The sequence below is a fragment of the Streptomyces sp. AHA2 genome (genome assembly GCF_036857595.1).
In the GTDB taxonomy this organism is placed as follows: Bacteria; Actinomycetota; Actinomycetes; order Streptomycetales; family Streptomycetaceae; genus Streptomyces.
Genome location: NZ_JAUQWJ010000002.1, coordinates 236,023 through 249,392, shown reverse-complemented (window position 1 = coordinate 249,392; position 13,370 = coordinate 236,023). Strand labels below are relative to the sequence as shown.

Here is a 13,370-nt window from a genome sequence, read left to right as displayed (position 1 = left end):
CACCCCTCCGGCTTTCCTACGATGCCGCCATGCAGCAGCAGTCCGCCCAGCTCCGCTGGGAGCAGCACACGCAGCGCCCCCTGTTCGCCCTGGCCCTCGCGTTCGCCGTCGCCTACGCCGTGCCGATCGTCCGGCCCGACGCCGACCGCACGGTGGTGCGGGCGTGCGCGGCCGTCGAGTGGGTGGTGTGGGCGGCCTTCGTCCTCGACTACGTCGTACGCCTGGCGCTGACCCCGCACCGGCGGTCCTTCGTACGGACGCACTGGCTCGACCTGGCCGCGGTGCTGCTGCCGCTGCTCCAGCCGCTGCGGCTGCTGCGGCTGGTGTCGACCCTGCTGCTCGTCGGGCAGCGGGCGCGCATGGCCTCGCAGATCCGGCTGACCACGTACGTCGCCGGGGCCGTGGTCGGGCTGCTGATGTTCGGCTCGCTGGCGGTGCTGTCCGTGGAGCGCGACGCGCCGGACGGGAACATCCGCACGCTGGGTGACGCGGTGTGGTGGTCCTTCACCACGATGACGACCGTGGGATACGGGGACCACGCCCCGACGACCGGTCTGGGGCGGATGCTGGCGGTCGGGCTGATGCTGTCCGGGATCGCCCTGCTGGGTGTGGTGACGGCGAACATCGCGGCCTGGTTCATCGCGCGGTTCGAGAAGGACGACGTGGAGGAGCGGCGGCAGACGGAGGCGATCCGGGAACTGACGGAGGAGGTCCGGGCGCTGCGCGCGGAGGTGGCGGCACTCAAGAGGACGTCCGTCGAGTGAGCGCCGGGTGAGAGCGGGACGGTGGCGGGCCGGCGCCGTCCCGCTCGTCCGCGCACGAGCGGGCCCCCGGCCGAACCGCCGGGGGCCCGTGCTCACTTCACCCGGTTCAGTACCAGCCCGTGCCCGGTGTCATGGCTCCGGACAGCCACAACAGGGCCAGGAGCGTGTCGATGGCGCCCAGGACGAGGGCCACCACGGCCGCGGCCGGGCGGGAGCCCGACCAGGTACGGCCCATGGCGAGCCGGCCGCAGACGATCGCGGCGGGGCCGAGGACGATCCCCAGCACGAAGAAGCCCGCGACCGCGCAGACGACTCCGATGAGCCCGAACGTCGCGCGATCCGTCCCGGTCCCTGGCCACGTCCGGCCACGTGAGCGGGGGTGCCTGCGCGTACCGTGTCCGAAGCTCGCCATCGTCGACTCCCGTGCTCCCTCGGTCGGTTGAGGCTCAACTCGGGTATGACATGGCGGGTACCCCGCGAACGCACGGCGATGCACCGCTGCCTGCGCGCCACCCCCCTCCGGCAGCGCGCCGCAGCGTCCGCCCTCCATGTCCTGCGGAGGACGTGACCCACTGTGACCTGTGAGGGGGCCCAACGGGAGGCCCGGACGGTCTCGTTCACCCTGATGAGCGAACGCCCCCGGGAGGAGTCCTCCCGGGGGCGTCCGCCGGCGGGCCGTCAGATGTGTGCGGCACCCGCACCGGCGCCGGCGTTCTCGCCGCGCTTGGTCAGGAACGCCACCAGCACCGCCACCGCGGCGACACCCGCCGCGACGAGCGAGGCCGCGCTCATGCCGGAGATGAAGGTGTCGTGCGCGACCCCCGTGATCTTCGCGGCGATCGCGTCCGGCGTCCCCGGCGCCAGCGGCGGGACGCCGACCTGGACCGCCTCGGAGGCCTGGTGCTCCTGCTCCGGGGTGAGCGGCGGAAGGCCCGCCTTCTGCCAGTTGCCCGCCAGGTCGCTGTTGACCTTGGAGGCCATGACGGCACCGAGGACGGCCGTGCCGAGGCTGCCGCCGATCTGCATGGCGGCCTGCTGCAGACCACCCGCGACACCCGACAGCTCCATCGGGGCGTTGCCCACGATGACTTCGGTCGCGCCCACCATGACCGGCGCGAGACCGAGGCCGAGCAGGGCGAACCAGAGCGACATCACGCCGCTGCCGGTGTCCGTCTCCAGGGTCGACATTCCGTACATGGCGATCGCGGTGAGTGCCATGCCGCCCGCGAGCGGGACGCGGGGACCGAACTTGGTGATCATCGCGCCGGCCAGCGGCGAGCCGACGATCATCATGCCGGTGAGCGGAAGCAGGTGCAGACCCGCGTCGACCGGGCTCATGCCGTGCACGTTCTGCAGGTAGAACGTCACGAAGAACAGACCGCCCATGAACGCGATGGCCATGAGGATCATCAGCACGACACCCGCGGACAGCGCCACGGAACGGAACAGCGCGAGCGGGATCAGCGGCTCCTTGACCTTCGTCTCCCACAAGGCGAAGAGCGCGAAGCCCAGCACGGAGGCACCGAGGAAGCCGAGCGTCCTGGCGTCGCCCCAGCCCCACTCGGACGGCGGGGCCTTGATGAGCGCCCACACCAGGCAGAAGACCGAGGCCGACAGCAGGGCGATGCCCAGCAGGTCGAAGGAGCGCGGGGCGTTCTCGGCGCGGTGGTCGAGCAGGATCCACACGCCGAGCACGACGGCGAGGACGCCGACCGGCACGTTGATGAAGAACACCGACTGCCAGTTGACGTGCTCGACGAGCACACCGCCGAGGATCGGGCCGCCGGCGGTGGACGCGCCGATGACCATGCCCCAGATGCCGATGGCCATGTTCAGCTTCTCGGCGGGGAAGGTGGCCCGCAGCAGACCCAGCGCGGCCGGCATCAGCAGCGCGCCGAACAGGCCCTGCAGGACACGGAAGACCACCACCCAGGCGATGCTGTCGGACAGGCCGATGGCGCCCGAGGCGGCGGCGAAGCCGACGACGCCGATCAGGAAGGTCTGCCGGTGCCCGAAGCGGTCGCCCAGCTTGCCCGCGGTGATCAGGGAGACGGCGAGGGCGAGGAAGTAACCGTTGGTGATCCACTGCACCTCGGCGAACGTGGCGCCGAGGTCCTTCTGGATCGCCGGGTTGGCGATGGCCACGATGGTGCCGTCCAGGGCCACCATCATGACCCCCACGGCGACGGTGATGAGGGTGAGCCAGGGGTGCCCCCGCAGCCCCTTGCCCGGAGTCGCGTCCGCCGCGCCCGGCGCCCTGCCCCCCGACCCCGACGTGTCGATGGCGGTCTGACTAGTCATACGTTCGAGGCTAGTGACAGTCACTGACAATTGACAAACCGATTCACCGGTCGGTCACCGACACGACATCCCCGATAGCCTGAACTGGGAGAACACGGCGCACGAGAGGACCTTTCTTGAACTTGCGCGAGCGCAAGAAGCAGCGCACACGCGACGCGCTGCTGCGAGCCGCCCTGGAGCTGTTCGCCACGCGCGGGTACGAGGAGACGACCGTCGACGACATCGCCGCCGCCGTCGACGTGTCGCAGCGCACCTTCTTCCGTTATTTCGCCGGCAAGGAGGAGGCGGCGCTCTTCGTGCCGCGCCTGGCGGAGGCCGTCGTCATCGACGCGCTGCGGGCGCGCCCGCCGTCCGAGCTGCCCCTGGAGGCGCTGCGCCGCGCCGTCCTGGAGAGCTGGGACGCGATCCACGAGGCCGTCGCGGAGCTGGTGCCGATCGAACTCCACCTGCGTGTGTACCGGGTGATCGAGTCGACGCCCGCGCTGCTGGCCGTCCATCTGCGGCGGGCGGCCGAGCTGGAGGAGCAACTGGCCGGCATCATCGCCGAGCGCGAAGGTGTCGACGTGGACGCCGACCCCCGGCCCAGGATCGTCGTGGCCCTCTTCGGCGGGGTGATTCGGGTCACCGAACGACTGTGGTCCACCGGGGACGACCTCACCGTGGAAGGGCTGCGCGAACTCACCGCCGCCTACCTGGACGAGGTGGGCCCGGCACTGGCCGGGAACTGGCGTCCGGGGCGGTCCCCCTGACGGCCCGGCCAAAACGTGATCCCGGTCACTTGATTGACGCGAGACCCTCTCGTTCTCCTAGTGTGTCCTTTCAGTGACTTCCTTCGACGCCTCCCCGCAACTGAACGTCTGGCGCGCACTGCTCGCTCTGGCCGTGGTGTTCGTGATGCTGGCGACCACCGGCTGGACCGCTTCGCGCAACCAGCGGGGCGACACCCCCCTGCAGGCTTCGCTCTCCGCGTGGGAGCACGGCCGCATCGGCGGTCACCGGCTGCCCGACCCGGGGTCCGCGCCGGGAAAGCTGGCCCGTTTCTTCGCCTCGCTCAGCGAGACGGAGCGCGCGGGTCTGGCCCGCAGGTACCCGCTCGCCGTCGGCAACATGAACGGCGCACCCGTCGAGCTGCGTTACCGCGCCAACCGGATCGCGCTCGCCGAGGAACGCGAGGTGGAGCGGGAGCGCCTGCACGACGACCGCCTCACACCGGCCGGGCAGCAGGACGCCGGGCGCCGCATGAACCGGCTCGACGACCTGCTGGAGAAGGGCCGCCGCATCCTGGCCTTCGACCCGGCGGGTTCGGGCCGGGTCGCCGAGGTCTTCGGCGACCTGCGCCGGGCGGACCGGGTCTCGGTCGTCGTGCCCGGCGTGGACACCGACCTGCTCACCTTCCAGCGCACACACCGCAAGTACTCGGCACCGGTCGGCATGGCCCGGTCCCTGTACGACGCCGAGCGGCAGGCGAGTCCCTCGACCCGCACCGCCGTGATCGCCTGGGCCGACTACACCGCGCCCAGCGGACTCGGCATCGACTCGGCCACCGCGATGCGCGCCGAGGAGGGCGCGGTCCGGCTGGACGCGCTGGTGCGGGCGCTGCCCGGCCGGGCGCCGGTCTCGCTGTTCTGCCACAGCTACGGCTCGGTGGTGTGCGGCGTCGCCGCACACCGGCTGCCGGGCCGGGTGTCCGACATCGCGGTCGCCGGGAGCCCCGGCATGCGGGTGGAGAACGCCGCCCAACTGCGCACCGCGGCCCGCGTGTGGGCGATGCGGGACGCCGACGACTGGATCCAGGACGTGCCCTACCTGGAGCTGGGCGGACTGGGCCACGGGGCCGACCCGGTGTCCTCCGGGTTCGGCGCGCGGGTGCTGTCGGCGGCGGGCGCGAAGGGTCACGCCGGCTACTTCGAGCCGGGAACGGCAAGTCTGTTCAATTTTGCAGAGATCGGCGTCGGCGCATACCGCTCGGTGCACTGCGCGCACGAAGACGGCGGCTGCCGTACCGGTTTGTCCGGCGCGGCGGCGGCCTGACGCGCGTAGAGGCGAAGGAACGGCGGTCTGCTCGGGAGGGGGACGGAGGAGCGCGTGCCGCATACGATGAGCCGCATGGGTGACGTACTGGCCGGATTTCATGCCGCCTGGGAGTTCGAGTCCGACTCCGTGCTCATCCGCTACGAACGGGGGATTCGCACACCCAGGCTCTTCCAGGCACTCGGGGAGCGCCGTGTGCCGCTGGAGGCGATCGCCGGGGTGTCGCTGACGCGCGGCAAGCGCGGCACGGTCGTGCTGCGCATCGAACCGCGCCCCGGGGCCGACCCGTTGACGGAGGCGGCCGCCGGTCAGCTGAAGGAGAGCTGCGACCCCTACCGGCTCGTGCTGCCCGCCGAGCGCGAGGTGCTCGCGGAGTACTACGCCCAGGAACTGAAGGCGCTGCTGCCGGAGTCCGGACCGGCGGACCGGTTCCTCGTGGAGCCGCCGCAGGGGCCGTCGTCGTTCAAGGCGTACGACGGGAAGGCGGCCTTCGACGGGCGGACCGTCAGTTTCCGCTGGTTCTGGACCGGCGCGTCGTCGGCGAAGTGGAAGGCCGGGGACCAGAGCTTCCCGGTGGGCGAGCTGAGCGGCGTCGAGTGGCGCTCGCCCGAGGTGTTCGAGGGCCATCTGCGGCTGCTGCGGCGGGACGGGGCGGCCGTCACCCCCGCGCAGGCCGACCAGGATCCGGCGGCGGTGGTGTTCGGGCTGGGGTACGGGCCGGTCCACGAGTCGCTGCCGTTCGCGGCGGCGGTGCTGGCGGCGGTGCGGACTTCCGACCCGGTGGCCGCCGTTCCCGCGGCCCGAGCGCGGCGTGACCCGGCAGACATCGCCGAGCGGATCCGGCATCTCGGGGAGCTGCACCAGGCCGGGCTGGTGACGGACGAGGAGTTCTCGGTCAAGAAGAGCGAGTTGCTGGCGGAGCTTTAGCGTCTGCGGGGCGCCGCGCGCCGGCCGGTGCGGGTCGCCTGTGGCCGGTCGCGCCGTTCCCCGCGCCCCTGAGGGAGCGCTGCCCTACTCCCTGCCCGCCGAGACGAACGCCATGTCCGCGTGGCGGTTGCCCGTCACCTGGGCCGCGATGCCGTCCAGGAGTTCCAGCTGCTCGTCCGTCAGCTCGATCCCGGAAGCCGCCGTGTTCTCCTCGACCCGCGACGGCTTGCGGGTGCCGGGGATCGGGACGACCGGCAGACCGTGGACCTCGGCCCGCCGGTGGACCCACGCCAGGGCGATCTGGCCGAGGGTGGCGTCGTGGGCCTTCGCGACCGAGCGGATCAGTTCCAGCAGGGTGACGTTGGCGGTCGCGTTCTGGCCCGTGAAGCGGGGCTGCTGACGGCGGAAGTCGTCGGCCGGCAGTTCCTCGGCCCGGGCGAAGGAGCCGGTGAGGAAGCCACGGCCGAGGGGCGAGTACGCCACGAGCGCCGCGCCCAGTTCCCGCACCGCGGGGACGACCTGTGCCTCGATGTCCCGGCTGAACAGCGACCACTCCGACTGCACGGCGGCGATGGGGTGGACGGCGTGCGCGGCGCGCAGTTCACCGGCCGTGACCTCGCTCAGGCCGAGGTGCCTGACCTTGCCCTCGCGCACCAGGTCGGCCATCGTGCCGACGCTCTCCTCGATCGGCACGTTCACATCCCGCCGGTGCATGTAACAGAGGTCGATGACGTCGACGTCCAGGCGCTTCAGGCTGGCCTCGACGGCCCGGCGGATGTAGGGCGGGTCGTTGCGGACGATGCGCCGGGTCGGCTCGTCCGGCGGTATCGACAGGGCGAACTTGGTCGCGACGACGACCTCGTCGCGGTGTGCCTTGAAGAAGGGCGCGAGGAACCGCTCGTTCTCACCGGCGCCGTAGGCGTCGGCGGTGTCGTAGAGGGTGACGCCCAGTTCGAGGGCGCGTTCCAGGGTTGCGCGGCACGCGTCCGCGTCCGCGGGGCCGTAGCCGAAGCTCATGCCCATGCAGCCGAGGCCCTGGACGCCCACCTCGGGGCCGTCCGCGCCGAGCTTCGCCGTGGTGATCCTGCCGTCCGTCATCGAGACCCCTCCGACGCCGGGGACCGCCCGGCGTCCGCGTAGACACTGATCTTCCGGTCCAGCACGGCCAGTGTGCCCCGCAGTTCGTCGATCCTCGCCAGGACGTCCTCGCGGGTCGTCCGCAGCAGCTCGAAGCGCTCGCCGTAGGTGTGGTCGCCCGCGCGGACCAGTTCCGCGTACCGGACCATGTCCGCCACCGGCATGCCCGTCAGCCGGAGTTTGCCGACGAGGTCGAGCCAGTCGAGGTCGCGGTTGGTGTAGCGGCGCTGGCCGGTGTGGGATCGGTCGATGTGCGGCATCAGGCCGATGCGCTCGTACCAGCGCAGGGTGTGGGCGGTCAGGCCGGTCAGGCCGACGACCTCGCTGATCGTGTAGCGGTCCTGGCCGTCCGGGCGCCGGTTCTGCTGCGGCGGGCCGGCACAGAGGTCGGTGCCGGTCCCCGTGGTCTCCATCACCGTCATGGCCCCACGCTAGAACCTTGGAGTGCGCTCCAAGCAAGCGCCGACGGCAGGAAATCGGCAGGACGCCCGCCGATCCGGCTGGTTAGCGTACGCGTCATGAGTGCCGTACGCCGTGCCGTGCCCGCGGACGCCGAGGAAGTCCTGCGGCTGCGTCAAGTGATGATCGACTCGCTGTTCTCCGGTGATCCGTCCACCGGATGGCACGAGACGTCGCTGCCCACGCTCAGGGCCCGGCTGGGCGACGAGGAGGGGGACTTCGCGGCGTTCGTCGTGGACCATCCGGAACGGGCCGGGGCGCTGGCGTCCCTGGTGGCGGGGACGATCGACTACCGCATCGGCAAGGCGGGCGACCCGCAGGGCCTGGTCGGCTTCGTGTTCAGCGTCGCCACCGACCCGGGTGCCCGGCGCCGGGGGTACGCGCGGGCGTGCATGACCACCCTGCTGGAGTGGTTCCGCGAGCGCGGCGCCCGGCGGGTGCATCTCACCGCCTCGCCGGAGGCCCTGCCGCTGTACGTCTCCCTCGGCTTCCGGCCCAGGCCCGACCCCTTGCTGGAGCTCACGTGGTGAGCGCTTAGGCTCGCAGGCATGTCGCTCAAGAGCCTCGCGCTGATCGAGAACTGGCCGGTTCCCACCGCCGCCGCGGGTGTCGTCCGGGCGGACGGCACCGTCCTCGGCACCCACGGCCCGGCCGGGCAGCGCTTCCCCCTCGCCTCGGTGACCAAGCCGCTGGCCGCCTATGCGGTGCTCGTCGCCTACGAGGAGGGCGCGATCGAGTTCGACGAGCCCGCGGGTCCCCCCGGATCGACGGTCCGGCACCTGCTCGCGCACACCTCGGGCCTCGCCTTCGACGAGCACGCGGTCACGGCTCCGCCCGGGGAGCGGCGGCTGTACTCCAACGCCGGTTTCGAGCAGCTCGGCGACCACCTCGCCGAGGCGACCGACATCCCCTTCGCCGAGTACCTGCGGCAGGCGGTGCTCGAGCCGCTGGGCATGACCTCGACGTCCCTGGAGGGCTCCCCGGCCAAGGACGCGGTGTCCACCTTGGAGGACCTGCTGCGGTTCGCCGCCGAACTGCAGGCGCCGCGGCTGCTGGATCCCCGTACGGTCGCCGAGGCGATGACCGTGCAGTACCCGGGCACCAAGGGCGTCCTGCCGGGCTACGGCCACCAGAACCCCAACGACTGGGGGCTGGGCTTCGAGATCCGCGACTCCAAGTCGCCGCACTGGACGGGCTCGTCGTCCTCCCCGCGCACCTTCGGGCACTTCGGCCAGTCCGGTACGTTCCTGTGGGTCGACCCCGAGGCGCGTGCCGCCTGCGTGGCGCTGACGGACCGCGCGTTCGGCCCCTGGGCGATCGAGGCGTGGCCGGTGTTCACGGACGCGGTGCGCGCGGAGCTCTAGGGGCTGTCTGACGATTCCCGCCGTCGCCCGGAGGGCGGCCTCGCGGCGTCAGCCATCTCCCAGATCAGCAGCTCGGCCCCGGTGACGGCCTCGGCCTGCAGGCCCCGCGCGCCCGTGATGCGCGCCGCGTCCCCGGCGCCGAGCTCCTCGCCGTCCAGCCGCACGGTGCCGCGCACCACGTGCACGTACAGGTACGCCCCGTCCGGCACCGCCGTCCGCTCCCCCGCCCCGAGCCGCCGCACGTGCAGCATCGCCCCGGCCTGGGGCAGGGCGTACGGCGTGGAGTCGGCGATGCCGCGGACGACCTCGTAGGACGGCTCGCCGCCGGGCCGCAGCGGGGCCAGCCACATCTGCACGAACGTCAGCGGCCCGGAGCCGTCGTTGCGCTCCACGTGCCGTACCCCGCCCGCCGAGCTGAGCCGCTGCACGTCGCCGGGGCGCACGACGCACTCGTGCCCGGCGGAGTCCCGGTGCGTGAGCTCGCCCTCCACCACCCAGGTCACGATCTCCGTGTGACTGTGCGGGTGCTCGTCGAACCCGGCGCCCGGTGCCAGCCGCTCCTCGTTGCACGCGAGCACCGCGCCGAACCGGAGGTTGTCCGGGTCGTAGTGCGGGCCGAAGGAGAAGGCGTGCCGGCTGTCGATGCCGGCGGCCGCATCCCCTCCCTGGTAGCGCCGGTCGGCGCGCCTGACGTCCATCACGCCGTCCACGGTAGACCCGGCGGCGCACCGCCCCGTCCGGATGAGGCAGTCTTGTCCCCGTGCCCGAACCCGAAACCGGCAAGAACCCGGCCGCAGCGTCCGACCTCCACCCGCATTCCGCCACGCTGAAGCGGCTGGAGAAGTCGTCAGGATCGCTCGCCGCGCAGGCCATCGCGCGGATGGACGAGACGCTGCCCTGGTACCGGGCCATGCCCCCGGAGAACCGTTCCTGGATCGGTCTGGTCGCGCAGGCGGGCATCGCCGCGTTCACCGAGTGGTTCCGGCGCCCGGACGCCCCGCAGGCCATCTCCACCGACGTGTTCGGCACCGCGCCGCGCGAGCTGACCCGGGCGATCACGCTGCGCCAGACCGTGGAGATGGTGCGCACCACCATCGAGGTCATGGAGTCCGCGATCGACGAGGTCGCGGCACCGGGCGACGAGAGCGTGCTGCGCGAGGCGCTGCTCGTCTACGCCCGGGAGATCGCCTTCGCCACGGCCCAGGTGTACGCGCAGGCCGCCGAGGCACGCGGTGCCTGGGACGCGCGGCTGGAGTCCCTGGTGGTGAACGCCGTGCTCAGCGGCGAGGCCGACGAGGGCGCCGTGTCGCGCGCCGCCGCCCTCGGCTGGAACTCGCCCGAGCACGTGTGCGTGGTGCTCGGCACGGCGCCCGACGGGGACAGCGAGCTGACCGTGGAGGCCATACGGCGGGCGTCCCGGCACGCCAAGCTCCAGGTGCTCACCGGCGTGCTCGGCGACCGGCTGGTCGTCATCGCGGGCGGCAGCGACAACCCGCTGGCCGTGGCCAAGTCGCTCATCGGACCGTTCGCGGCCGGACCGGTCGTGGCCGGACCGGTGGTGCCCGACCTGCAGGCCGCGACCCGGTCCGCGCAGGCCGCGGCGGCGGGCCTCAAGGCGTGTTCCGCCTGGCAGGACGCCCCGCGCCCGGTCCTGGCCGACGACCTGCTCCCGGAGCGGGCCATCGCCGGCGACCCCTCCGCCCGCGAGCAGTTGGTGGAGGAGATCTACAGACCGCTGGAGGAGGCCGGGGCGGCGCTCCTGGAGACGCTCAGCGTCTATCTCGAACAGGCGAGCAGTCTCGAGGGCGCCGCCCGGATGCTGTTCGTGCATCCCAACACCGTCCGCTACCGGCTCCGACGTGTGACTGACGTCACCGGCTGGTCGCCTTCCGATGTACGCTCTGCCTTCACCCTGCGGATCGCGCTGATCCTGGGGCGTCTGGTCGATGGAGATCTCCAGCCCTAAGGTTTTGTCGGGGCTCGACAAAACCCCCTCGTGTTCTTCGTCCCTGTCCCCACGGGCGGCCGTGCCCGTACCCAAGAGAGAGTGTGAGAGTGCTCGTACTCGTCGCTCCCGGCCAGGGCGCCCAGACGCCCGGCTTCCTGACCGAATGGCTCGACCTCCCCGGTGTCCGCGGTGCCCTCGAGGCCTGGTCGGACGCCGCGGGCCTCGACCTGATCCGTTACGGCACCGAGGCCGACGCGGAGGAGATCCGCGACACCGCGGTGGCGCAGCCGCTGCTCGTCGCGGCCGGACTGGCGTCCGCGTCGCTGCTGTTCGAGGACCCGGCGGACCTGCCCCGCAAGGTCGGTGCCATCGCCGGGCACAGCGTCGGCGAGATCACCGCGGCCTCGCTCGCCGGGGTGCTCCCGCACGAGGAGGCGCTCCGCCTGGTCCGCACCCGTGGTCTGGCCATGGCCGAGGCGGCCGCCGTCACCGAGACGGGCATGGCCGCGCTCCTGGGCGGCGACCCGGACGTGACGCTGCCGCACCTGGAGAAGCTGGGCCTGACGCCGGCGAACATCAACGGCGCGGGCCAGATCGTCGCGGCCGGCACCAAGGAGGAGCTCGCCGCGCTGGCGGAGGACAAGCCCGAGGGCGTGCGCAAGGTCGTGGCCCTGAAGGTGGCCGGCGCGTTCCACACGCACCACATGGCCCCCGCGGTCGACGCGCTGGCCAAGGCGGCCGAGGCCCTGACGCCGGCCGACCCCGCGCTCGCCTACGTCTCCAACAAGGACGGGCGGACCGTCGCCGCCGGCACCGAGGTGCTGGAGCGGCTGGTCGGCCAGGTCGCCAACCCGGTCCGCTGGGACCTGTGCATGGAGACCTTCAAGGAGCTCGGCGTCACGGCCCTGATCGAGGTGTGCCCCGGCGGCACGCTGACCGGCCTGGCCAAGCGCGCCCTGCCCGGTGTGAAGACGCTGGCGCTGAAGACCCCCGCCGACCTGGACGCTGCTCGCGAGCTCATCGCCGAGCACGCCTGACAAGGAGCCCGGAGCATGGCGAAGATCAAGCCCAGCAAGGGCGCCCCGTACGCGCGGATCCTGGGGGTCGGCGGGTACCGGCCGACGCGGGTCGTGCCGAACGAGGTGATCCTGGAGACGATCGAGTCCTCCGACGAGTGGATCCGCTCGCGCTCCGGCATCGAGACGCGGCACTGGGCCTCCGACGAGGAGACCGTCGCGCAGATGTCGATCGAGGCGTCCGGCAAGGCCATCGCGGACGCTGGCATCTCCGTCGAGCAGATCGGTGGCGTGATCGTCTCGACCGTGTCGCACTTCAAGCAGACTCCGGCCGTCGCCACCGAGATCGCCGACAAGCTCGGCACCGACAGGGCCGCCGCCTTCGACATCTCGGCGGGCTGCGCGGGCTTCGGCTACGGCCTCACCCTCGCCAAGGGCATGATCGTCGAGGGTTCGGCGGAGTACGTGCTGGTGATCGGCGTGGAGCGGCTGAGCGACCTGACCGACCTGGAGGACCGCGCGACGGCCTTCCTGTTCGGCGACGGCGCGGGCGCGGTCGTGGTCGGCCCGTCCCAGGAGCCCGCGATCGGCCCGACCGTGTGGGGCTCCGAGGGCGACAAGTCCGAGACCATCAAGCAGACCGTGCCGTGGACGGACTACCGCGACGGAGCGGTCGCGAAGTTCCCCGCGATCACCCAGGAAGGCCAGGCGGTGTTCCGCTGGGCCGTGTTCGAGATGGCGAAGGTCGCCCAGCAGGCGCTGGACGCGGCCGGGATCACCGCGGGCGACCTGGACGTCTTCATCCCGCACCAGGCCAACGTGCGGATCATCGACTCGATGGTGAAGACGCTGAAACTGCCGGAGCACGTCACGGTCGCCCGTGACATCCGCACCACCGGCAACACCTCGGCCGCCTCGATCCCGCTCGCGATGGAGCGGCTCCTGGCGACCGGCGAGGCGAAGAGCGGCGACACCGCGCTCGTCATCGGCTTCGGGGCGGGTCTCGTCTACGCAGCGACTGTCGTTACCCTCCCCTAGGCACTCCGTGCCGGATCATGCGGTCCGGGACGGTGCGTACCACCTGCCACACCCTCTGGATATCTACGAAGGAGCGCCAACATGGCCGCCACTCAGGAAGAGATCGTCGCCGGTCTCGCCGAGATCGTGAACGAGATCGCCGGCATCCCGGTTGAGGACGTCCAGCTGGACAAGTCCTTCACCGACGACCTGGACGTCGACTCGCTGTCCATGGTCGAGGTCGTCGTCGCCGCCGAAGAGCGCTTCGACGTCAAGATCCCGGACGAGGACGTCAAGAACCTCAAGACCGTCGGCGACGCGACCGACTACATCCTCAAGCACCAGGGCTGATCGATCGATCAGGTCCCTGGGCTGACTGCCCCGCCACCCGGCGGTGGCGCCGCTT

Annotated in this window: 15 protein-coding genes; 10 read left to right on the top strand and 5 right to left on the bottom strand. The window is 72.0% G+C overall.

What is annotated here, in order from left to right:
* Positions 1–29 precede the first annotated feature (29 nt).
* Entirely contained in the window at positions 30–764 is a 735-nt protein-coding gene (locus Q5694_RS04975) for a potassium channel family protein (protein ID WP_333930779.1), read from the top strand.
* Positions 765–870: 106 nt separating this feature from the next.
* Here the strand turns inward: Q5694_RS04975 and Q5694_RS04970 are convergent, their stop codons facing one another.
* Positions 871–1,176: a small hydrophobic protein gene (locus Q5694_RS04970; protein ID WP_333930778.1), complete on the bottom strand. Its 306-nt coding sequence runs from the start codon at positions 1,174–1,176 to the stop codon at positions 871–873.
* 266 nt (positions 1,177–1,442) lie between these two features.
* Complete coding sequence (locus Q5694_RS04965; protein ID WP_333930777.1) at positions 1,443–3,065, bottom strand: MFS transporter; 1,623 nt, start codon at positions 3,063–3,065, stop codon at positions 1,443–1,445.
* Between the two features lie 116 nt (positions 3,066–3,181).
* On the opposite strand from Q5694_RS04965, the gene Q5694_RS04960 reads away from it, so the two are divergent.
* The 3 genes from Q5694_RS04960 (at position 3,182) to Q5694_RS04950 (ending at position 6,023) form a co-directional block, all read left to right on the top strand.
* Complete coding sequence (locus Q5694_RS04960) at positions 3,182–3,814, top strand: TetR family transcriptional regulator (protein ID WP_333930776.1); 633 nt, start codon at positions 3,182–3,184, stop codon at positions 3,812–3,814.
* A gap of 73 nt (positions 3,815–3,887) precedes the next feature.
* Positions 3,888–5,096 (top strand): alpha/beta hydrolase, encoded by a 1,209-nt coding sequence (locus Q5694_RS04955; protein ID WP_333930775.1) that lies wholly within the window; start codon positions 3,888–3,890, stop codon positions 5,094–5,096.
* Between the two features lie 66 nt (positions 5,097–5,162).
* Positions 5,163–6,023 (top strand): DUF4429 domain-containing protein, encoded by an 861-nt coding sequence (locus Q5694_RS04950; RefSeq protein WP_333931294.1) that lies wholly within the window; start codon positions 5,163–5,165, stop codon positions 6,021–6,023.
* Positions 6,024–6,107: 84 nt separating this feature from the next.
* Here the strand turns inward: Q5694_RS04950 and Q5694_RS04945 are convergent, their stop codons facing one another.
* Together Q5694_RS04945 and Q5694_RS04940 are read right to left on the bottom strand one after the other, a co-directional pair.
* Positions 6,108–7,121: an aldo/keto reductase gene (locus tag Q5694_RS04945; protein WP_333930774.1), complete on the bottom strand. Its 1,014-nt coding sequence runs from the start codon at positions 7,119–7,121 to the stop codon at positions 6,108–6,110.
* Complete coding sequence (locus Q5694_RS04940; protein WP_333930773.1) at positions 7,118–7,582, bottom strand: MerR family transcriptional regulator; 465 nt, start codon at positions 7,580–7,582, stop codon at positions 7,118–7,120. Before Q5694_RS04940 ends, Q5694_RS04945 begins: the two co-directional genes overlap by 4 nt.
* 96 nt (positions 7,583–7,678) lie before the next feature.
* Between Q5694_RS04940 and Q5694_RS04935 the strand changes: the two genes are divergently transcribed.
* Positions 7,679–8,149: a GNAT family N-acetyltransferase gene (locus tag Q5694_RS04935; protein WP_333930772.1), complete on the top strand. Its 471-nt coding sequence runs from the start codon at positions 7,679–7,681 to the stop codon at positions 8,147–8,149.
* Positions 8,150–8,167: 18 nt separating this feature from the next.
* Positions 8,168–8,983 (top strand): serine hydrolase domain-containing protein, encoded by an 816-nt coding sequence (locus Q5694_RS04930; RefSeq protein ID WP_333930771.1) that lies wholly within the window; start codon positions 8,168–8,170, stop codon positions 8,981–8,983.
* On the opposite strand, the gene Q5694_RS04925 is transcribed toward Q5694_RS04930, so the two are convergent.
* Positions 8,980–9,681 (bottom strand): pirin family protein, encoded by a 702-nt coding sequence (locus tag Q5694_RS04925; protein ID WP_333931293.1) that lies wholly within the window; start codon positions 9,679–9,681, stop codon positions 8,980–8,982. The genes Q5694_RS04930 and Q5694_RS04925 overlap by 4 nt on opposite strands.
* Positions 9,682–9,743: 62 nt before the next feature.
* Here Q5694_RS04925 and fasR point away from each other — a divergent pair, with 62 nt between their 5' ends.
* From fasR to Q5694_RS04905, 4 genes are all read left to right on the top strand, one after another.
* A complete protein-coding gene (fasR, locus tag Q5694_RS04920) occupies positions 9,744–10,949 on the top strand; it encodes a fatty acid biosynthesis transcriptional regulator FasR (protein ID WP_333930770.1) in 1,206 nt (401 codons plus the stop codon).
* Between the two features lie 89 nt (positions 10,950–11,038).
* A complete protein-coding gene (locus Q5694_RS04915) occupies positions 11,039–11,968 on the top strand; it encodes an ACP S-malonyltransferase (RefSeq protein WP_333930769.1) in 930 nt (309 codons plus the stop codon).
* A 15-nt stretch (positions 11,969–11,983) separates the two neighbouring features.
* Positions 11,984–12,985 (top strand): ketoacyl-ACP synthase III, encoded by a 1,002-nt coding sequence (locus tag Q5694_RS04910; protein WP_333930768.1) that lies wholly within the window; start codon positions 11,984–11,986, stop codon positions 12,983–12,985.
* Positions 12,986–13,066: 81 nt separating this feature from the next.
* Positions 13,067–13,315 carry an acyl carrier protein gene (locus Q5694_RS04905; protein ID WP_003989952.1) on the top strand — a complete coding sequence of 83 codons (249 nt, stop codon included), beginning with the start codon at positions 13,067–13,069 and terminating at the stop codon, positions 13,313–13,315.
* The last annotated feature ends 55 nt before the right edge of the window (positions 13,316–13,370 follow it).